Source organism: Micromonospora sp. DSM 43699 (genome assembly GCF_055517075.1).
Genome location: NZ_JBTMMT010000046.1, coordinates 23,846 through 44,925, shown reverse-complemented (window position 1 = coordinate 44,925; position 21,080 = coordinate 23,846). Strand labels below are relative to the sequence as shown.

Genomic DNA, 21,080 nt, shown 5'->3' with positions numbered 1-21,080 from the left:
TCGGACCGGCGGACCGCACGGAACCGGGGCCTGCCCAGCATCTCCGGGCAGGCCCCGGTTCAGCCGAGCTTGGCCAGCATCTGCTGCATGCGCTGGATCTCGATGCCCTGGTCGGCGTTGACCTCGCGGGCGAACTGGTCGCTCGCCGGTTCCAGCCCGCCGCCGCCCGCGTACAGCTGCTCCACCATGGTCAGTGCCCCCTGGTGGTGGCGGATCATCGCGGTGAGGAAGAGCCTGTCGAACTCCGCGCCGCGCGCCTGCCTGAGCTGGTCGAGCTGCGCGGCGGTGAGCATCCCCGGCATGAGGGCGTCGTGCCCCGCGCCGCCGTGCGGGCCGGTGGTCGGTACGTTGCGCTCGGCGAGCCAGTTCCGCATCCGGGCGATCTCGTCGCCCTGCGACACCTCGATCCGCTTGGCGAGCAGCGTGACGTCCGGGCTGGTGGTCCGCCCGGCCAGCAGCGCGGTCATCGCCAGGGCCTGGGTGTGGTGCGGGATCATGCCCTGGACGAACAGGCTGTCGGCCGCGGTGAACCCGGGCGGTGAGACCTGCGACAGGTCGGTGCCGGACAGTTGCCGGCCCGGCTGGCCGGGTGCTCCGGGCTGCACCACATGCGACATCGGCGGCTGGTACGCCGGATCGTCCCGGCCCGCCCAGACGACCGCGCCCACCGCCGCACCGAGGACGGCCGTGGCGACCACACCTGACACGACCACGCGACGGGGCAGCGGCACGATTCACCTACCTGTCCGAGCTTGAGCTGCGCAGATTCCACCGGCATAGTGCCTCAACTCCGGCACCCCCACCAGCCCACGACCCGGTGGAATCAGGCCCACTCCGGGTCACTTTCGTTCATGCATCGAAAAGTTTCCCCGAATCGATCGAAAGTGCTAGCGTCTGCGATCAATCTTTGGTGTGACGTGTTCCATACCTACCCGCCATCGGAAGAAAGTGGCGCGGTCCCTCCCCGGCCGGGCCCACCACCACTGGAGGAAGCATGACCACCCCGCACCGGCGGCGCCGGCGTCGCAGACCCGGGCTCGTGGCCGCCGGCACCGCCCTGGCGACCGTGCTCGCCACCGCGTCCGTCACCCCGGCCACCGCCGCACCCGCCGCCGACGTCCCGCCACAGGAACCCGGCGTCACCCTGCGCACGTACGACATGGGCACCCCACTGTCGGCGCTGTGCACCCTCAAACCCGCGCAGACACCCAACGTCGACAAGCTGATGCCGCAGGTCAACTGGACCAGCACGGACGACTTCGGGCTCTCCGACCGGTTCGTCAGCCACGTCACCGGCAACCTCGCCGCACCTGTCGACGGCACCTACGCCTTCCGCCTGACCAGTGACGACGGCTCCCGGCTGACCGTCGGCGACACGGTCGTGGTCGACCACGACGGGCTGCACGGCGAGACCGCCAAGGAGGGGTCGGCCACCCTCACCGCCGGCCTGCACCCGTTGCGGATCGAGCACTTCGACGACGGCGGCGGCCAGGTGCTGCGGCTCGAATGGCGTCCGCCGGGGGCCGCCGACTTCACCCTGGTCCCGAACTCCGCGTTGAGCACCGACGCCGGGGTCGTCCGGGTCACCGCGCCGGGCTGGAAGTACTGCGAGGGGGCCACCGACTCGGCAGGCGACGGCCTGCCACTCGACCGGGTGCACCCCGGCTACACCCTCACCGACCTGCGCCCCGACGGGTTCCGACCGCAGGTCACCGGGATGGCGTTCCGCCCCGACGGCGGCCTGGTCCTGAGCACCTGGGGCGGCACCGACAACGCGACAGGCGAGATCTACCTGGTCGAGGGGGCCACCGGCGCGACCGGTCCCGGACAGGTCACCTACCGCAGGTTCGCCGACGGGCTGCGCGAGCCGCAGGGCGTCGCCGTGGTCGACGGCACCGTCTACGTCAGCCAGAAGCACGAGCTGACCGCGCTGCGCGACACCGACGGTGACGGCGTCGCCGACGACAGGCGTACGGTGGCCATCTGGCCGTGGGGCGGCAACTTCCACGAGTTCGCCTTCGGCCTGCTCTACCGGGACGGGTTCTTCCACCTCAACCTGTCGGTCGCGATCAACCAGGGTGGTGCCACCACCGTGCCGCAGCCCGCCCCCAACCGGGGCACCTCGATCAAGGTGAACGCCCGGACCGGCAAGATCACGTATGTGGCCGGTGGCCTGCGCACTCCGAACGGGATCGGCTGGGGGCCGCGCGGCGAGGTCCTCGTCACCGACAACCAGGGTGGTTGGCTGCCCGCGTCCAAGCTGGTCCAGATCCAGCAGGGGGCGTTCTTCAACCACTACACCAGCCCCGACGGGCCGTTCGACGACAAGCCGGTCACCCGGCCGATCGCCTGGCTTCCGCAGAACGAGATCGGCAACTCACCGTCCACTCCGGTGCTGCTGGCGCAGGGACCGTACGCCGGGCAGCTCGTCGTCGGCGACGTGACCTACGGGGGCCTGCAACGGGTCTACCTCGACGAGGTCGAGGGGCAGTACCAGGGGGCGGTGTTCCGGCACACCCAGGGCCTGGAGGCCGGCGTCAACGAGGTCACCCTCGGCCCCGACGGCGCGCTCTACGTCGGCGGCGTGGGTGCCGGCGGCAACTGGGGGCAGGAGGGCAAGCTCAGCTACGGCCTGCAGAAGCTCACCCCCAACGGCACCTCGACGTTCGAGGTCAAGCAGATGCGGGCCACCGCAGGCGGGTTCGACCTGGAATACACCGAGCCGGTCTCGGCCGAGACCGCCGCGCGGCTCGCCGAGGCGTACCAGGTGACGCAGTGGCGCTACGGGGCGACCAGCCAGTACGGCGGTCCCAAGCTCGACCTGGAGAAGCTCACCGTGACCAAGGCGGTGCTGGCGGCCAACGGTCGCACCGTCCGGCTGCGGATCCCGGGCCTGAAGGAGAACCGGGTGGTGCACGTCCGCTCCCCGCGCCCGTTCTCCGCCGCCGACGGCGAGCAGCTGTGGAACACCGAGGCCTGGTACACGCTCAACGAGATCCCCGGCCGGGTGTCCCAGCCGCAGACCTTCTTCGAGGCCGAGGAGGGTCGTACCGTCGGCGTCGGCCTGGCCACCGACCACGCCGCCTACTCCGGTGCCGGCTTCGCCGCCGGGTTCGCCGACGACGGCTCGTCGACCCGGATCTCCGTGGACGTCCCCGAGGCCGGCAACCACGACCTGGCGATGCGCTACAGCAACGGCCCGAACCCGTTCTCCGGCCCGAAACAGCTCAGTCTCTATGTCAACGGCAAGCGGATCGAACAGACGGTCTTCCCCTCCACCGTCACCTGGGAGGAGTGGGGCACCGTCAGCACGAAGGCGCACCTGCGGCGGGGCCGCAACATCGTCGAATACCGTAAGGAGGGCGCGGACTCCGGGCACGTGAACCTCGACGTGCTCGCCGTCCGGCCGCGCGGTGAACGGATCACCCTGTTCGACGGCGGTGACCTCACCGAGTGGCAGCACACCGACGGGCGCGAACCGGAGTGGACGCTCGCCGGCAACACCATGACCGTACGCGGCGGCGACCTGCGCACCGTGCAGGCGTTCGGCGACTTCCGGCTGCACGTGGAGTTCAACCTGCCGCTCTACCCGCCGGAGGTGACCGGCCAGCAGCGCGCCAACAGCGGGGTCTACCTCCAGGACCGCTACGAGATCCAGGTGCTCGACTCGTTCGGCGTCGACCCGCCGCAGCACAACGACGCCGCCGCCATCTACACCCAGAAGGCGCCCGACGTGAACGCGGCCCGACCGCCGCAGACCTGGCAGACGTACGACATCGAGTACCGTCAGGCCCGCTACGACGCTGCCGGCGCGAAGGTGGCGAACCCCCGGGTCACCGTGGTGTGGAACGGCGTCACCGTGCACGACGACGTGGAGATCCTGGGCCCGACCGGCGGCAGCCGGCCGGAGGGCCCGGCGGCCGGCGCGATCCGGCTCCAGGACCATGGCAACCCGGTCCAGTACCGCAAGATCTGGATCAAGCCACTCGACGGGTGACCCCCGCTGGAGACGCGGCCGGGACCGTTTCGGCGGCCCCGGCCGCGCCGTGCCGGCGGGCCGAGGTCCCTGCCGACGTACGTTCCTGCCGACGGTCCGCCACGTCGGCGGTCGCTCACGCTGGCCCACATCGCGGCCTAACCAGATTGCCGAACCTGATCGTCTTCCTTGCGTTACTAGGGGTCTCGGGGGTGCCGCAGGTGGTGGAGGTGGTCGGCCATACGTTGGGTGGCGGGGTGGTCGGGGTGGGCGCGGCGGTGGCGGGTGATGGTGTCGGTGAGGAGGGTGTGGGCGGCGTCGTGGTGGCCGAGGTCGTGCAGGACTAGCGCGGTGGTGGCCCGCACGGCGAGGGTGGGGTGCGCGTCGGGTCCGGCGGTGGTGGTGAGGTGGTCGGCGAGTTGCCGGTAGAGGCGGTAGGCGCGTTGGTGGTGTCCGGCCCGGTGGTGGGCGGTGGCGAGGGTGTGCGCGGCGCCCAGGGTGAGCGGGTCGGTGGGGCCGTGGAGGTGGGTGAAGCTGCGGTGGGCGTAGTCCGCCCAACGGATCGCGGCACGGCTGTGCAGGAGGGTGGCGAGGAGGTGTGCGGCGTCGGCGTGGTGGGTGCTGGTGGCGGTGGTGGCGGGATCGACGCCGGCGAGGATGCTCTGTAGGAGGTGGTGGGTGCGGGTGGGGTCGGTGGTGGCGAGTTGCCGGGCCACGCGCAACTCCTCGACCAGAGCATGCCGGGGTTGACCTGCAATGGTGGGCCAGGTGATGCGCAGGTCGGCGGGGCGCAGGCCGACGGTGATGCGGTTGACGAGCCGGTGAGCATGAGCAGCGGCGATGCCCGCCTGCTTGGGGTGGGTGAGGGCCGGTACGAGGTGCGCGGCGTGCCCCAGCACCACCTTCCCCACGGCCTGGGCGACAGCCACCGCGTTCAGTGGGGGGCGGCGGCATGGCGGCGGGCAGTCGTAGACGAGACCGGCGGCGGTGAAGGTTGCGGTCATGGGTTGTTGGCAGAACCGGCAGTGCAGCAGACCGTCCGGCAGCACCACCGGATCATCCCCAGTGGTGGTGCGCGGCGTGGTGGGTGGGACTGCTGTGGTTGCTTGGGTGCGGGCTTTGGTGACCCAGGTTTGGAGGAGCCGGCGGTCGAGGTGGAGTTCCCGGGCGACGCTGCTGATCGGGCCACGCCGGCCGGTCGCGCGGGCGGCTTCGACCTGACGCACGGCGGCGGTCATGACATCGGAGGTGTACTTACGGGGCAAGGCCATCAGGAAGATCGGTCCCTCGGCAAGACGGATGGGCAGGGGGCGAGGTGAGGCCGGCGGGCCCGACCAGGGCGATGCGCCGGTTTGGTCGGGCTCGTGGACGCCGGCCGATGCGTCTGACCAGGCAGTCAGGGCTGCGGACGGCGGTCAGGGGGTGCTGATGCTGGCGGTTGGTGAGGACGCTGGTCGGGGGCGTGGGATCGATCTCGGGGTGCTGTCGGTGAGGTCGGCGACGAAGGCGTCGATCTGCCCTTGGGTGACGCCGGGCATACAGATGAGGTGACTGACGTCCGCGTCGGTAGCGAGCAGCCACTTCGCCCGTACCGGGGCGGGTGGGGTGGGCAGGACGACGGTGAAGGCGTGGGGGTGTCGCCAGGCGGGCCAGCCGGCGGCGGTGAGCTGGTCGACGGTGTACGCGGCGAGACGGCGGGCTTCGCTGACCCGCCACCGGTGCCCCTCCCGCCCATGCGTGGCGATGGCATGCCACAGCAGGGCGGCAGCCAGCCCACAGCGCGACCCGGTGACCGTCGAGTCGAGCGTCGCGGTGTAGGTGACCGGGGCGCCCTCGCGGCGGAGGCTGTCGCGGATGAGGACCACCCCACACGGCGTCGGCACCCCGAAGAACTTGTGCCCCGACACCGCGATGCTGCCAATGCCGCTGGCGTCGTCCAGGCGGAGCCGCCCGTCGAGGGCCAGGGGGATGCCGGACAGGGCCGCATCGACGTGCACATGCCGGCCCGGCACCTCGAAGGCGTCGAGGACGGCCCGGATACGGGTGGTGTCGTCTACCGCCTCGGTCATGGTGGTCCCGGCGGTGGCGACCACGATCGCCGGCCACCGCCGGTGCCGGCGCACCCCGACGGCGAGGTGGTCGTAGTCCATCTCCCCGTCCGCACCCGCCTGGACCACCACCCCGCGTGCGCCGAGCATCTCGATGATCTTCGGGATCGAGTAGTGCGCGGTAGTCGAGTAGTAGATCCGTGCCGTCGGAAGACGACGGCGGGCGGCGTGCAGGGCGGAGAGGTTGCCTTCGGTGCCGCCGGTGGTGACGTAGCCCCACCGGTCGTCGACCGGCATGGTCAGGGTGTCGGCGAGCCAAGCGATGACGGCTTGTTCGAGGACCCGGGTGTGGGCGGTCCCGCCGACGTCGGTCGGGTCGCCGATGTTGTTCCACAGCCGGCGGCCGAGGCGGGCCATCACCTCCCGATGGTCCAGGTCGACCGCGCCAGGGAAGCCGATGCTCGTCGGCGCGGCTGTGTCCGCATGGGTGACGAGGTGGTCGAGGACGGCGGTGATGTCGACCGGGGTACGGCTGAGGTCGGCGGCCTCGGCGAGACCACGCAGACGAGCGGGCACGGGGGTGTGGGTCATGCGCGGCGTCCGGTGAGGAGGTGCCCGGTGAGGGTGTGGTGCAGCATGGTCACCTGCCGCCAGGTGTCACGCGTGATGCTGTCGCCCTGGTCGGTGAGGTGTTCGTGGGGGTTGTAGTAGGTGACCCGGTCGGGGTCGAGGGGTTTGGTGCAGCGGACACCGTCCGCGCCGATCGGGGCATGGGGGTCACGGTCGACGTGCAGGGCGGTGCCGTCGGTGAGCAGGACGTAACACTGGCCCTTGAGATCGAACACCGAGCGGCGGCGGTCGTCGTCGGGGCGGCGCAGGGTGCGGGCGAGTTGCTGCCAGCGGCCCTGGTCGGAGTCGAGGGTGGTCACCCCCACACCCACGTAGGCGGCACCGGCCGGCAGCGACATGTCGCCGCCGTTGGCCATCGACCCCTGTGGCCCCAGCGGATGCCACCACCCCCCGGCCGACCCGGCCCGCGCAATGCTGTCCGTCACCACCTCGGTCAGGTCGGCCAGCAGGCGGGGTAGGTGCTGCGACTCAGGCGAGGCCAACCACAACCGGTAGGCGGTGTGCAGCTGGTAGCCGTGCGGCTGGGCCGCAGCTTCGGAGACGAAGAACAACATCACCCCGTGCGGGCCGAGCGCGTCACGCTGCCCGTACCGCTGGTCTGCTTCGATCATGTGTCCGGTGTTCAGGCGTTTCGCCCGGTAGACGACCTGCTGGCGCAGGTCGGCCCACCATCGGGCCTCGGCCGACACCCCGCTGTCGGGCTCCCCCTGCTGCGGGGGAGGTGACGGGGTGTGCTCGGGTGGGGCCGGGTGGACAAGGGTGTCCCGGCGGTACGGTCGCTCGTCGGGCATCCGGTAGTCCGGCGGGGGCGGCTGGACCAGGCTGAGACCCGGTGGGGGTTGGTGGTCTGCTGGTCGGCGGGGGCCGGGTGGTGGCGTCGGTCGTGGGGGTTCGGGTCGCCAGGCCGGGTCCAGCGGGTCACTGCTGTGGTGCCCCCGTGCCGCTGGTATGTGGACGGTGTAGGTCTTCATGGTCGGGTCTTCCTCGGGGGTCAGATGGAGATGTGGAGGGCGTCGGGTACGGCGTGGGTTTTCGGGGTGCCGTGGCCGATGCCGGCGTAGACGTCGGGCCGGGTGCGGCGCAGGTGTGCGGCCCAGATGCCGCCTGCGGTGGCGGTGGCGGTGAGGATCGCCGGGAGCAGCAGCGGATACGGCGACCCCGGCACAGCCCCGAGGAGGGAACCGACGTTGCCGACCATCGCGACCAGGACCACCGACCCGCCGAGCACCCCCAACGCGGGCGCGACCATCCACTGCCACACCCCGGCCCGATCACCCCGCACCGCAGGCGGGGCGGCCAACGCCGCGATCGAGGCGGCGAGGAGGAGGCAGAGCAGGCCCAACGCACCGAGGGTGGACAGCCAGGCGAACATCACCCCCACCGGATCAACCCCGGCGACCGCGAACGCGGCGACGACGATCGCTGCCACTCCGGATTGGGTGAGGGAGCCGCCGCGTGGGGCGCTGACCCGGGTCGTACTCCCGGTCTGGGCGAGACCGGTGGGGAGGACACCTTCACGGGCCATGGCAAACACGTAGCGGGCGATGACGTTGTGGAACGCCAGCATCGAGGTGACGATCGCGAACACGAGCACCAGCCCGGCGATGCCCACCCACATCCCGCCTGCGGCTTCGAGGATCGTGAAGGGCAGGCCGGAGGACGGGTCGGCAGCGCGGGTGGCGACAGTCTGCGGGCCGACGGCGACACCCATCGCCCACGCCGCAGCGGCATACACACCACCCAGGACGAGGACGGCGGTGATCGTGGCGCGGCCAATCGACCGGCGGTCGACGGCTTCCTCGACGAACGAGCCGGGGGCGTCGACGCCCATGAACGCGGCCACACACAACGCCACCGCCCCACCGATCCCCCCGACCCCCAGACCGGAGACGTCGAACCCCTCCCACGACACCGTCCCGTCGGACGGAGAACCGAGACCGGCGACGACGAACAGGCCGACGATCAGCAGCGACACCGCGAGGACCCCGCCGAGGACCCAGGTGGACAGGACGATCGCCCGCACCCCGAGCGCGCTGACAACAGCCCAGGCGATGCCGGCCCACACCCACCAGGTGCCGCCGAGCTGGGCGGCGAGGGTCGCCCCGAACAGCCCGTACAGGCTGGTCTGGATCGCCGTGTACGCGACCAGGGCGACCAGGCCGGCGGCGACACCCCAACTGCGGCTGAGACCGTGGGCGAGGATGCCGTAGTACGCCGCCGGATGACCGACCTGCCGGGCCAGCGCGGTGTAACCCACCATCAGCAGTGCCACCACTGCGGCGACCAGGATGAACGTCAACGGCAACGCCGTCACCCGGGTCGTGGCGTAGGTGGTGACGAGACCACCGGCGAGGACCACCATCGGCGCGGACGCCGCCGCACCGAAAATCGACAAGCCAGTCGGAGTCATCGTCCGCCGGGCGAGCGCCACCTGCACATACGGCGTCATCGCTGCCCCCACTGCAACGAGTCCGGGCACGACAACTTCCGGCAACCCCGCACCGGATGTGACACCACATCGCCGGCGCTCGCGGTGACCAGCAACACCGCCGTCGGACGCACCGGCCCACCCCGCCAGTAACCCCGATCCCGGTCCAACCGCCGCAACGCCACACCCGCACGCGGCGTGAACCCGAACAGGTCATGCGCACCGTCCGACCACTCCCGACGGATCGCATACCCCCACAGATCCACCCCCGCCCCTACCCCCGCGCCGTCCTCGCCGTCCGCGCTGTCGGGGGCGGTGGGCCGCGAGCGGACAGGAGCCAACCAGGGCGGCAACCACCAGCCCAGCTCACGCCGACGGGGCGGGAACATGACCACCGGACGATCGACAACAAACAACATGAAGCAAGCCCTCCTTCAGAGAACGGGTACACAGGGATGACCGGCGGGCCACACGGCCATCGCCAGCTGCTGATCGGGGTGGTGCCCTACCGGGCGTGGTCAGGGAAACGTGGTCAGGGAGAACGCGGCGGTGCGGGGATGAGCCGGCCGCGCGACACGGTCACGCCACGGCGCAGCCGGGCCCGAGGGGGAAGCCCGCCACACGACCGACCGCTGTCGGGGGTGGGCCGCCACATCCGCCACAGGGCGGGACCGTCCGGCTCCAGCAGGATCGGTGACCTCGGCTCGTATCCCAGCGCGGCCAACAGGCCCTCCCGGGGGCGGCCACCCGGGCACTCCGCGTACGCAGGAAGCCCTTCGGTGTCTAACACCCGGTGGTGGGCGGCCAGCAACGCCCGCGCGGTGTCGTCGTGGCCGGGGTGGGTGGCGAGGTGCGCGAGGTAGGCGTGCGGGACGTGCGGCACCACGGCATCGAGGTACGCGTGCCACAGGGCAAACCGGGACGCCTGCGAGCCGAGGACCCGGTGCAGGTCGTACATCCACACCGCCGACGGCACCGGCACCTCCCCACGCCGGAACCACACCGCCACCGCCGACCGGTCCCCGGTTGTGTCGACCTGGCCGTGCGCCAACCCCCACGACACGGCCAGCCGCGCATACCGGCGCAGCACCTGCGGACGATCTGTGGCGACCGGCACCAACCAGGCACCCACCGGGCCCACCGACAACGCCTGCACGACGAGGACCGACAACACGTCGAGATCCGCACCCGACGCCCGGCACACCACCGCCGACCGCGTCACGACACATCCCCCGCCCGGCGGTCCCCACCCTCGCCACCGGACGCCTCGCCGACCGTGGAAGTGCGTTGGCGGGATGCCCACAACGCCGCGTCGAAGGTGTGCCGGAACGTCACCGCCAGATGCAGATCACCCGGCTCCACCCCACCGATCGGCAACCACGCCCGTGCTTCCTCGACCAACTGCGGCGGCCCACACACCAACACCGCCTGCCCCGGTACGTAGTGGTACAACACCAGACCCACCAGGCCACCCTGCGCGGCCGGGTCGACATCCCCGTCGTCGGAGAACGCCAACACCACCGACAACCAGTCGCCATGCACCCGCCGCAGCATGGTCAACACCGCCGCGTCATACAGATCCCACAGGGTGCGGGAACCCACCACCAACGTCACCCGCCGCCGCACCGGCGACGCCGCGACCTGTTCCACCAACGCCCGCAACGGCGCCCACCCGGTACCCCCGGCAACCAGCAGTAGATCGGCGTCACCCGCCGGCAATGACAACCCCACCTCACACGCCGGCCCCAACCACAGCAACTCCCCCACCTCCACCTGCCCCACGAGCACAGGTGAGACGGCACCATTGGGAATGGCACGGATGTGGAACTCGACCGTCCCGTCCGGACGTGGCGCGTTCGCCGGAGACAACCACCGCCACTGGCCCGGCATCCGAGGCGAGCACACCGGCAGGGCGTCACCCGGGGTGTAACGCAGACGCCGCACCGGACGGACCGTCACCACCGCGACGTCGTCACACGCCGACACCACCGACTCCACCACACCGAACGTCACACTCGGGCCGTCACCCAGCATCCCTGCGGACTGCCCGGCCGAACGCCACACCCGAAGACAATCCTGCTCCCAGATGTGGGCCAACTCCGGCTTCCATGACTCCCCCGCGAACCGGCGCACCGTGTCCACCAGGGCCGCCGCGATCACCGCCCCGTGGTGCGGATGCAGGTCACACCGCCGATACCACCGGCCCAACACCACCAGACCCGCCCGACGGGCAGCAGGATCACCCCGACCAGCGATCGACTCCACCAACGTCGAGAAGAACAGCGGCGCAAGCCGCTCCGGAAGGAATCGCACATCCCGATCCACCATGACCGACCAGAAGTGCTCCGCCGCCCGCTCATGATCAGCGGAGATGATAGTCGGCACCTCTGTTGGACCAAACTCGCGCGTTCGACCATTGGCCGAGAGGAGCCATTTCATCCGGCGCATTCACCTTCTCCGCCCAGGGTCCACGCTCGGGGATTGCTAGCCATAGATCAACAATCCCCGAAGGGCGGAGCTCCGGGAAGGCCGACCTTCGGTCCCACCTCACGTACTGACCTACGGTCCGACCAGCACATGAACTGCTAAGGAATCGCAGACATGAACTTTACTGGGATCCACAAGAGCGCCGCGATACGCGAAGCTCGCCGGCGAGCAAGGAGATATGACACCCGAGCCAAGTTCAGGAAATCTCGCAGATGGGGGGTAGCGAGAGGATGGGGCGACGAAGTCGAACGCGCACGCCGCTACCGCCGGAAGCGATGTCGGCCAACTCGAAGCCGGGCGGGGTGAGGCACCATGCGGCTGCGAGATCAGCGGACGGTGAAGTTGCGTCTAGAGAGATCACGATCTCGTCGACGCAGTCGAGGCCCTCGCGGAGTTCGTCAGAGTGTTGGTCACCTATCAACAGGATGGACCGAGAGCCAGCGGCATAGCAGGTTGACAGCCACTCGCGAAGATCACTGGTCGGGTCGGTGGGTATCGTGAAGTGTGCGGAGGCGTGGCCACCGGGGGTGCCCTCCTCTATCGGGCCTCCGCCAAAAACGAGGTCTGCCGTCATACGCAGGTCGTTTGTCAGCCGCTCATCGGCCGCGACGCTGTCCTTGCCATCCGAGGCGTAGGCCCATGTCAGGTAGGGCCGGCGGCGCCGGGTAGCGACGAGCCAGGGCCCGAGGACTATAAGGGTCTCGTCGGGGATCACGTTCGTCTCGACGTCGACGCCGTGAGCGGTCAGGACGGCGGCACCCCCGTCGCCCCGGGATGTGGGATCGATAATGCTGATAACGACTCGGGCTATGCCAGCATTAATGAGTTCTTGGCGGCAGGCCGGAGTGACGCCGATGTGGTTGCATGGTTCGAGCGTGACGACGGCTGTGCCCCCTCGCGCTGCGCTCCCAGCTGCGCGCAGGGCGTTGACCTCGGCATGTGCTTCTCCCTTACGCCGGTGATACCCCGTGCCTACAACATCGCCGTGGCGATCGAGGACGACGCAGCCGACAGGCGGGTTCGGACTCGTGGTGCCAAGACCGAATGATGACAGTGTGATCGCGTACCGCATCGCGGCCAACTCTGATGCGGATGCCATCAGGAAGCCTCCTTGAGTTCATCGAGGAAGGCACGGACGTGCGGGAGTTGCTGGTGCACGCGAATGATGGTGCCGAGTTGGGCGAGTCCATCAAGGACTCGCCGTGCTCCCGCCCGACGGGCGATGCGCAAAGCACGATGTGCCGTCGCGGCGGCCAAGTCGGGCTGGCTGGCTGCGGCATGGGCGGCGGCCTTGGTCAAGAGGGCGGATGCGAAGTCTTGACGATGCCGCGATGGGATCGTCGGAAGAGCTTCGTCCAGCACAGCGATCGCCTCCGTTGGACGCTGCGCCAACCGAAGGCATGCGCCCCGGTGCACCTCGATGTAACCGCTGGTGCAGTAGGAGCCGTGCTCCCCCTCAGGCTTGCCTGGACGACGGTCTGCTGCCCAGTTATGCGCGTCGTCGAGCAGACGCATGGCCGCGTGGTGCTCGCCCGTACCCGCCAGGGCGTGCGCGTGCTGAACCCGCAGTGCCGCTCGCATCGGTCCAGGCAGCTTCTGGTCGTAGCGCAACGCCGCTTCGGCCTGCTCAACTGCTCGGGTAAATCGCCCAGCGGCCAGTTTCTGCTGACTGCTGCGGTAGATGGCCCAAGCAGTCATCGCGGGGTCGGCGATCTGCCGTGCCCAGAAGAGTGCTTGCTGGGCCCAGCGCTGGCCTGCGTAGTGGTCATTGAGGGACTGGTTGAGCCAAGCAGCAGACTCGGCGTACTGGGCAGCGAGCCGAACCGCCGCAGGCCGCAGGGTCTCAGGTACCTCATGCAGAAGCGCCTCGATCGTCGCGAGTTGCCTACTGACCCCCATCAAGGCATACTCCGGCCCGAACGTCTTGTCGTTCTGAACCAGAAGATGCCACTCCTCGCGCAGCAAGTGGATCGTCTCGTCCCAACTGCCTGGTCGAGCTTCGAGCTGCCCGTCGACGATGTGCGCCCCATCGCTCCTTCGCGGACTGTAGAGATCAATATCCGCATCGGTGGCGGCATCGAGCACCTTGCGCAGGGCAGCCCTTCGTGCTGCGCTGGGCCAACGATGCTCGCCGCGCTCCAACTTGCCAATCCAACGAAAGTCGACGTAGTGGGCGGTAACGTCACGGCCCGAGTAAATGGCGTCAAGCGTCGCGTTGACTGCGTCAGCCAGCTCACTCCGGGACATACACTGGCCGGGACGCATCGGTGACGGCAACCGTTTCCGGGCAGCGGTGAGCACGGTGTTCGGCGCGATCACCGTGTCCGGATGACGAGGCACCCTCTCTCCTCTCGGTCCAGCTTGCCGGGCCCTGCCGACTATGCCACCGGCTGTATAGATCAGCCACCTGCGATACAGCACAGGTCTGGAAACAACACGGCTGAGTTTAAGGACGTCAGTGTCCTGCCGAGAGTGCCGACACCCGTCTGTCGTACGGCAAGGCCAACCACACCCCGGACGAAGCGGCGGACACCTTCGTCTCAGTCCTGCGCGCGATGGGCACCAACGGTGCAGCCGAAAGCACCACGCTGCCGCATACCGGTCCGGATGCCGATACTGGTGAGGACAGCCACCACAGCTCGGACTCGGATGGTGACGTGCGACGGCGAGACTTTCTGCGCAGCGCTGCGGTCAGCGTCGCCGGTGCCCCCGGCGTCGCGCCGGTGCTCGACGCGCTCGTCTCGCTCCGGCAACCACCGGCCACGGTGTTGTCCGTGCAGCAGCTCTCCCGCAAGGTGGCCACCGTCAAACACGACTACCAGGCATGCCGGTACGAGCGCGTCCTCGATCAGCTCGTCACGCTGCTACCCGCCCTCGAGCCCGCAACGGTCGACGCGGAAAGCGGGCATCAGATGCAGGTCAACGTCCTCGCCGCCGAGCTGTACCACGTCGTCGGTAGCGTCCTGCTCAAGCTGGGCGACCGTGGGATGGCCCTGATCGCCGCCGAGCGGAGCACCCGCGCCGCCGCGACGAGCCAGGACCCGGTGGCGGTCGCCGCGAGCGCACGGATCATGACCCACGCTCTGATGAGCAACCACCACGACGACCAGGCGGTAACCCTCGCCGCAGACGCGGCCGGCGTACTCGACCGGGACACCCGCCTCGCATCGACCGACGCGGTCGCCGTGTACGGCTCCCTCGTCCTACGCGGTGCCGTCGCCGCAGCCCGCCGCGACGACCGGGACACCGCACACACCATGCTCGACGAAGCGACCCGCGCCGCGACCCGACTCGGCTATGACGGCAACGACCGGTGGACCGGCTTCGGTGCCACCAACGTCCTGCTGCACCGGGTCAACATCGCCCTCACCCTCGGCGACGCCGGCACCGCCATCGACATCGCCCGCACCGTGCCCCTGGAAAAGGTGACCCTCGCCGAACGCAAAGCCACGCTGCACGTCGATGTGGCCCGCGCCTACACCCAGTGGGGACGCCACGAACAGGGCCTCAACGCCCTCCGCACCGCATACGAGGTCGCACCCGAAGAGATCCGCTGCCGCCCAGCAGTCCACCGCCTCACCAACGACCTCACCCGCCTCACCACGGGCCCGATACGCGCAGCCGTCGTCAACTTCACCCAGACCGCCGGAATCCCCCAATGACAGGCAACCACCTCCAGATCGTCGTCTGCGCCGCCGGCCCCGCACCCGACGTCACCACCCTGATTAACACCGCACACCAGCAGTCCTGGACCGCAGCGGTCACCGCCACACCCGACGCAACCAGCTTCATCGACATACCGGCCATCGAAAAGCTGACCGGCACTCCCGTGCGATCCGACTACCGCGCAGCTCCGGGCACCCGCCGCTCGCTACCCACCACCGATGCAGTGGTCGTCGCACCCGCGACCTATAACTCCATCAACAAGATCGCCCTCGGCCTCGCCGACAACTACGCCATGACCACCATCGCCGAACTCATCGGACGACACATACCCACCGTCATTGTCCCCTTCGTCAACACCGCCCTCGCCACACGACTCCCCTTCCGCCACGCCGTAGCCAGCCTCCGCGCCGAAGGGCTACACATCATGCTCGGCCCGGAACACGGCTGGGAGCCACACCCGCCCGGTGGCGGCAACGACCGGCAGAGCGACTTTCCCTGGACAACCGCGTTCGAGATCGCGGCCCGGCATGCTGCCTAATCGATGAAAAGCGCCGAGGCGAACGGGTGCGGGGGTGGGAAAGCCCGCAGCAGCACCAAACGCGCCTTGCCGTCGAACTGCGGTCAGCCGACGTCTTCCGCGACAGGTTCCGACTCAACCCCCGCGTCGTACGCGGATGAAGCCAGGCGAAGGCCGCCGAGAAATGGAACCAGCGCTTGCCCAACTCACATCGGTCACGCCCACCACCCTACGGACGCCCCACACCCCACCCTTCCCCGCGCGACGGGGAACTACGCTGAGCAAGTATCAAGTACACGAACAAGAAGACGCCTACCGACGGCGAACGTAGCTGTTGATCAATGCGACCAGAGCCGGCAGAACTATCGACGGGCGCGCCCCGACGCGACACGGCGGCGGGCCGCAGGCCCACCCTTGACCAAGTAAAGAAATCCCAAACACACGTACGCGAATATTCCTGACCTCATTCTGACGCCGACACTACAGACGGCAACCCGCAAAAATCGACTTCACTATAGGAAGACTGTGCAATGCATAACGGGCCAGTTCGGGAGCGACGGCCTTATGGATGAGGCGGTCGGTGGCGACGTCGTGCGCGAAGTGGTGAAATGCGTCGACCACTGGCAAGAAGCGCAGATCCTCCAGGTCATCGGCATCGATCGTAGGCTTTTCGCGTGCCGCCTGCTCGAAGACGCGGATGACACCCCGCCACGATCGATATCGCGCCTCAACTAACTCGCTGCGGGCATTGAGTCCGAGCAGGTCGATGGTCTCGCGGCCCTGGGGCGTGAGGTCGATAAACTGCCCGGTACTGGCGAGGGTCATGTGGTCGGCGGAGTCGTCCACGCTAGGGTCCAGCAGCAGCGGATGCCCGGTCAGGTCGACCGGGAAACGCTCCTTCTTTGCCTGCTGATTGCAATAGCCGCAGGCGAGGATGTGGTTTTTCCATTCGAAGGTTCGCGCAGGATCGCGGGCAATCGGCACGAAATGGTCGACGTCCGTGCCGCGGCTTTCGTAGCAGTACATGCAGAATGAAGGTCGCGCACACATTCGTAGAAGCTGAGCCTTGAGCTGTCGGCGGGTACCGGTTGCGGCGCTCCAACTCGCGCGAGCCGTCTTTTGAGGGGTTGCGCTGGCCACAATCTGCGCGGTTTTGTCGATTAGGCGCTCTGAGATCTGCACGGGAAGCGGCCGACGCGCGATCGGGATCAAACGTCGTCCCCCAACACGTCACGCACCCGGCTCCCGGGCGACGGCGACAGAGCCTCGGACAACTCCGTCAGCCTGGCGAGATCTTCTGGGCTTGCCTGACCGCGAATGGCGAGCCGCTCCAGTCGGGTCAGCGCACTTCGCAGCTCGTCAACGCGTTCGGAGTACGGTGAGTCCAATCCGAATAGCTCCGTCAAAACAGCATCGTCACCACTTCCATTCACGACACGCCGGAAGAGTTCCTCGTTGGCGATACGCGGTGGGAACAATTCCTCCGGCCCTGGAAGCTGAATCAGGCCACCCGGCGACGCACTCTGACAAATATACGGGCTATGGCTTGTGACAATGAACTGAATGAATGGGAAATGCTCCAGCAGCCATGGCGCGATACGTTTTTGCCAGGAAACGTGAAGATGGACGTCGATCTCGTCAATGAGTACGACTCCCGACGTGAAGATGACCGCCTGACCTTCTTCACCCCACTCAATCTTCCCGTCGAAGCATTCGTTTATTTGGCGCACGATATCGGTTACCAGTGCCGTGACGGTGCGGTAGCCGTCGCTCATCTCGTCGATTCGGACGGGCATTCCGGACTCCTTGGTAATCCACAGACCGTCCGGATCGACCCTATCAACCAAATAGCCGTCGGGAAACAGGCCGTCGTTAAGAAGCCCGATGACACGCTCCTCCAACTCCGCATAACCGGCACGCCCGGATCTGGCGCGATAGTTGACCTGCTGAAGCCACTGCACCGTCTCGGCGAGTGAGGCTTCCTCTCGGAACAGAGTTATGAAGCGTGCCGCTGTCCAGTCTCCGGCCATCAGGCGTGCGACCTCGCCGCTCGTGCCGGCCAAGCGCCGGAATGGCCCGTAGCCCGCGGCGAACCAGCCAGTCGGTTTCGGAGACCAGAGCGATCGCTCGGCCATCTTGCCGCCTCGACCGCGGCGTGTGTCGGCCTGAGGCCGCGCTCGCGCACCTTCAGTCCGTTCCCATTTCAGTGCAGCGGCGAAGGAGTCCGCAGGTCGGCCCGCGCCCAGGTTGACCTCGAAGGAGTCTCGTACGATCTCTGCGCTGACCGTTGCCATTGTCTGTCCATGACTGATCCAGTCCCGATCGCCCTCCGTCAAGCTGTTCGCTACCTCGGGACCGGCCAGCGCAGTTGCGGCGGCACGAAGGAGGGTTGTTTTACCTGACCCATTGCGGCCAGCGATAACGCAGAATCCCCGATAGCGCTTGAAAAGATCTTTATCGTCGGTGTTCCGCTCAAAGCGGAGGTCGACAGCGCGAGACCCGTGGAAGCCTCGCACTCCCTGGATGCGCAGGCGCTGTAAGTACACCGACAGTCCTCCACCAATCTACGGTCCGTGCTTAGTCGATAGCGCTGATCGCTGCGAGCAGTCTACTGCTGTAGCCGGGAGCGGGTCATCGTCTCGGTGCTCCGGTGGACTGCTCCTTAGCTAGAGGTGTTGGCTCGCACAGGTCTCACCCGACATCAGACACTGAGAGTCGCTTGACACATGCATCAACGACCTCCCGCAGTTGGTCACCACCAAATCCTCTCCGGCTGCCTGGAACCTCTCGGCTTTGGCGGACGGTTCGCGTACCCGATCACGCGACCTCCGGGTGCCCGCGCGCCGTCGATGTTCGTGAGGGAGTCGCCACTCAGTACGCATCGGGCTGGCGGCTCGCCTACTGCGTACGCAGCTTGCCGGATCGGTTCCGGGCTGGGCTACTGCTGCCGTCTCTGGTGACCCGTGGCGTGCCTTCGGCAGCGTCAGGTACACCCGTTCGCCGTTATCGATTGGGGATGCCGCCTCCGTGTCACACGTCGAGAAGATCACCGGTGAACTCCGCGCCCTGACGGCCGGCGTCGAGCGGGCCCAGGGGTTGACGGCCGCCGCCCACCTTCAGGCGCAGGAGATCGCGCTGCGGGCCACCACCGCCGGCTTCCTCGTCGTCGCCGCAGCGTCGCCCGGGCCCGCACCGCGCTCACCGACGTCCAGGGCGGCCTGCCTGGGAAGACTCGAAGGGTCGACCGGTGAGGCGACGAAAGCCGTCACCCCCGTACCCCAGCAGGCCACCCCGCAGAAGACGATCGCCGCACTGACGCCCGTGCAGAGCGCCGTCGGCACCGCCCGCGACTCGGCAGGCAGCGCCATCACCCGGATCGGTGAGACACAACAACTCCGTCACCACAATCCTCCACGGTGGACAATCCGGACCCCTGCTACAGGCCCTGGACGGCATCAAGCAGGTGCTGATGCAGGTTGTCGCCCGCACCAGCGGCGCACGAAAGGCCATCGAGACGGCGATCGCCGAGGCACAACGGGTGGGATCAACGGGAAACTGACCGGGGCTGGAGGCCACCCACCGCCCAGCCCCAGCCCCAGCCGCGCGGATCGTGTCCCTGGAAGGACGCTGCGCGCAGTCAGCACATCTGGGTGATCTCCCATGACGGGCCCGAGTCGTTCGAGGAGGCCAATGCCGCCTACCGGGCTTCGGATCGCCGTAAGACGCTGGGGCTGGACCCGGGCAACTACCTCGTGGATGAGGAAACCTGGGAGGTAGAGCAGACGCTAGGAGTTCCCGCTGCCCGGGAGCAGGTGGGTTCGCCGCTCGTCGTCGGTGAGCGCGCGGAACACTCGGGTACGGGCTCGGGTGCCCAGGCCACCACGCCGACCCGCTTCTCGTGGCCGCTGAGCACGAGGGGCCGGTTGGTGCCGGCGAGGTCCCAAATCTCTACGATCATTACCAATTACTAAAAGTGCTTTTATCCTTAACAATAGTATTCATAACCCCACACTATTTGCCGCATCATCTCGGCGCGCCGTAGGCGGATCATCGATCCGGAACTCCGGCGACGGCCGACTCAGGGGGCTGTTGTCCGCAGGTCGTGCAGGTGGGACAGCGGTGCGTGCGGTGGACGCCACTCCAGCAACAGCGCCGTCGCGTCGTCGTCGAGCTGCCCCGACTGGTACGCGACCACCGCGCGCACCAGCCGGCGCATCGTCTCCGGGGTGGCCAGCTGGTCGTTGAGGGCCCGGTTGACGAAGTCGACGAGACGCGTCAACCCGAACCGTTCCCCGTCGATGCCACGCGCGTCGGTGATGCCGTCGGTGTAGGCGAGGATGCGGTCCCCAGGGTGCAGCTCCTCCTCGTACACCTCGGGGCGGTGGGTCGCGAGGTGACCCAGGCCGAGCGGGAGCGCGGTCGGGCCCGGCAGCTCCCGGATCGCCTTGCCGTCGCGCAGCAGCAGGGCACCCGGGTGGCCGGCGTTGATCATCCGGAGCCGGCCGGTGCTCCGCTCCAGCTCGACCAGGAGCGCCGTGGCGAACATGTGCGGGTGCTCGGAGCGCACCCACCTGTCGATGCTGGTCGCCGTGTCGACCAGGTCGAGGCCACAGCGGCGCGCGTTGCGGTAGGCGCTCACCACCAGGGAGGCCAGGGTGCTCGCCTTGATGCCGTGCCCGCAGGTGTCGAACAGCCCGACGCTGAGCACGTCACCGTTGAGCGCGTAGTCGAAGATGTCCCCGCCGACGTCGTAGCACGGTTCGAGGATGGTGGTGAGCACCATGTCGTCGGTGGCGAAGGTCAGCGGCGGCAGCAGGCCCCAGACGATCTCGGCGGCGACCTGCATCGGCAGCCGACGCCGCAGCCGTTCCACGACGTCGCCGTACGGTCGGCGGTTCACCACGAGTTGCGCGACACAGGTCGCCAACTCCCAGGCCGGCTCGTTCATCGCCGGGTCCCCGGCGGCCGGCGAGACGATCTCCAGCACGCCCATCCGTTCGCACCCGACGAGCAGCGGGACCCAGATCCGGTCCGGGCTGTCGGGCGCGCGCTGCACGTCGAGGCCGGTGAACGCCCGACCGGCGAGGGTCGTCTCGATCGGCAGCGCCTCGCGGTCCAGGCCGGCACCGAGCAGCGGTACGAGGCTGGCCTGCTGGTAGTCCGCCAGGTAGATCACGATCTCGGTGGCGTCGATGGCCGGCGCGGCCCGGTTCACCAGCAATGGCAGGTCGTCCGGCCCCCCGCGAGGCGCGGCGAGCTGGAGCCAACGCACCGCGTCACCCGCGTCGACCAATCTGAACCTCCCCCACGTCTCCCCCACCGTAGGAG

General features: G+C 68.6%; 18 protein-coding genes. 4 read left to right on the top strand and 14 right to left on the bottom strand.

Going from position 1 to position 21,080, the window contains the following annotated elements; genetic code table 11:
• Positions 1-59 precede the first annotated feature (59 nt).
• Positions 60-731: a DUF305 domain-containing protein gene (locus AC0AIB_RS21250; protein WP_328340525.1), complete on the bottom strand. Its 672-nt coding sequence runs from the start codon at positions 729-731 to the stop codon at positions 60-62.
• Positions 732-994: 263 nt separating this feature from the next.
• On the opposite strand from AC0AIB_RS21250, the gene AC0AIB_RS21245 reads away from it, so the two are divergent.
• Positions 995-3,997, top strand: a complete 3,003-nt coding sequence (locus tag AC0AIB_RS21245) for a 3-keto-alpha-glucoside-1,2-lyase-like domain-containing protein (protein WP_465097333.1) — start codon at positions 995-997, stop codon at positions 3,995-3,997.
• Positions 3,998-4,173: 176 nt separating this feature from the next.
• On the opposite strand, the gene AC0AIB_RS21240 is transcribed toward AC0AIB_RS21245, so the two are convergent.
• The 9 genes from AC0AIB_RS21240 to AC0AIB_RS21200 all read right to left on the bottom strand — a co-directional run bounded on the left by AC0AIB_RS21240 (position 4,174) and on the right by AC0AIB_RS21200 (position 13,909).
• On the bottom strand, positions 4,174-5,247 hold the full coding sequence (locus tag AC0AIB_RS21240; RefSeq protein WP_465097332.1) for a hypothetical protein: 1,074 nt from the start codon (positions 5,245-5,247) through the stop codon (positions 4,174-4,176).
• A gap of 144 nt (positions 5,248-5,391) precedes the next feature.
• Positions 5,392-6,615, bottom strand: coding sequence for a histidine decarboxylase (locus AC0AIB_RS21235; RefSeq protein ID WP_465097331.1), 1,224 nt, complete (start codon positions 6,613-6,615; stop codon positions 5,392-5,394).
• Entirely contained in the window at positions 6,612-7,445 is an 834-nt protein-coding gene (locus AC0AIB_RS21230) for a hypothetical protein (protein WP_465097330.1), read from the bottom strand. Before AC0AIB_RS21230 ends, AC0AIB_RS21235 begins: the two co-directional genes overlap by 4 nt.
• Before the next feature lie 200 nt (positions 7,446-7,645).
• On the bottom strand, positions 7,646-9,103 hold the full coding sequence (locus AC0AIB_RS21225; RefSeq protein WP_465097329.1) for an APC family permease: 1,458 nt from the start codon (positions 9,101-9,103) through the stop codon (positions 7,646-7,648).
• Positions 9,100-9,501 (bottom strand): hypothetical protein, encoded by a 402-nt coding sequence (locus AC0AIB_RS21220; protein WP_328340534.1) that lies wholly within the window; start codon positions 9,499-9,501, stop codon positions 9,100-9,102. The genes AC0AIB_RS21225 and AC0AIB_RS21220 overlap by 4 nt, the downstream gene beginning before the upstream one ends.
• 113 nt (positions 9,502-9,614) lie before the next feature.
• Positions 9,615-10,304, bottom strand: coding sequence for an N-acetyltransferase (locus tag AC0AIB_RS21215; protein ID WP_328340535.1), 690 nt, complete (start codon positions 10,302-10,304; stop codon positions 9,615-9,617).
• Positions 10,301-11,395 carry an FAD-binding oxidoreductase gene (locus AC0AIB_RS21210; protein WP_328340537.1) on the bottom strand — a complete coding sequence of 365 codons (1,095 nt, stop codon included), beginning with the start codon at positions 11,393-11,395 and terminating at the stop codon, positions 10,301-10,303. Before AC0AIB_RS21210 ends, AC0AIB_RS21215 begins: the two co-directional genes overlap by 4 nt.
• 370 nt (positions 11,396-11,765) lie before the next feature.
• Entirely contained in the window at positions 11,766-12,668 is a 903-nt protein-coding gene (ribD, locus tag AC0AIB_RS21205) for a bifunctional diaminohydroxyphosphoribosylaminopyrimidine deaminase/5-amino-6-(5-phosphoribosylamino)uracil reductase RibD (RefSeq protein ID WP_328340539.1), read from the bottom strand.
• Complete coding sequence (locus tag AC0AIB_RS21200; RefSeq protein WP_328340541.1) at positions 12,668-13,909, bottom strand: tetratricopeptide repeat protein; 1,242 nt, start codon at positions 13,907-13,909, stop codon at positions 12,668-12,670. Before AC0AIB_RS21200 ends, ribD begins: the two co-directional genes overlap by 1 nt.
• Positions 13,910-14,055: 146 nt before the next feature.
• On the opposite strand from AC0AIB_RS21200, the gene AC0AIB_RS21195 reads away from it, so the two are divergent.
• Together AC0AIB_RS21195 and AC0AIB_RS21190 are read left to right on the top strand one after the other, a co-directional pair.
• Complete coding sequence (locus AC0AIB_RS21195; protein ID WP_328348945.1) at positions 14,056-15,231, top strand: hypothetical protein; 1,176 nt, start codon at positions 14,056-14,058, stop codon at positions 15,229-15,231.
• Positions 15,228-15,773 (top strand): flavoprotein, encoded by a 546-nt coding sequence (locus tag AC0AIB_RS21190; protein WP_465097328.1) that lies wholly within the window; start codon positions 15,228-15,230, stop codon positions 15,771-15,773. The genes AC0AIB_RS21195 and AC0AIB_RS21190 overlap by 4 nt, the downstream gene beginning before the upstream one ends.
• A gap of 459 nt (positions 15,774-16,232) precedes the next feature.
• On the opposite strand, the gene AC0AIB_RS21185 is transcribed toward AC0AIB_RS21190, so the two are convergent.
• The 3 genes from AC0AIB_RS21185 to AC0AIB_RS21175 all read right to left on the bottom strand — a co-directional run bounded on the left by AC0AIB_RS21185 (position 16,233) and on the right by AC0AIB_RS21175 (position 19,120).
• A complete protein-coding gene (locus AC0AIB_RS21185; protein ID WP_328340543.1) occupies positions 16,233-16,778 on the bottom strand; it encodes an HNH endonuclease family protein in 546 nt (181 codons plus the stop codon).
• 182 nt (positions 16,779-16,960) lie between these two features.
• Entirely contained in the window at positions 16,961-18,298 is a 1,338-nt protein-coding gene (locus AC0AIB_RS21180) for an AAA family ATPase (RefSeq protein ID WP_465097327.1), read from the bottom strand.
• A gap of 570 nt (positions 18,299-18,868) precedes the next feature.
• Positions 18,869-19,120 (bottom strand): hypothetical protein, encoded by a 252-nt coding sequence (locus AC0AIB_RS21175; protein WP_442930585.1) that lies wholly within the window; start codon positions 19,118-19,120, stop codon positions 18,869-18,871.
• 11 nt (positions 19,121-19,131) lie between these two features.
• Between AC0AIB_RS21175 and AC0AIB_RS21170 the strand changes: the two genes are divergently transcribed.
• Entirely contained in the window at positions 19,132-19,311 is a 180-nt protein-coding gene (locus AC0AIB_RS21170) for a DUF6244 family protein (RefSeq protein WP_442930586.1), read from the top strand.
• A gap of 519 nt (positions 19,312-19,830) precedes the next feature.
• Here the strand turns inward: AC0AIB_RS21170 and AC0AIB_RS21165 are convergent.
• Positions 19,831-21,045, bottom strand: a complete 1,215-nt coding sequence (locus AC0AIB_RS21165) for a PP2C family protein-serine/threonine phosphatase (protein WP_328340547.1) — start codon at positions 21,043-21,045, stop codon at positions 19,831-19,833.
• Positions 21,046-21,080: the final 35 nt, after the last annotated feature.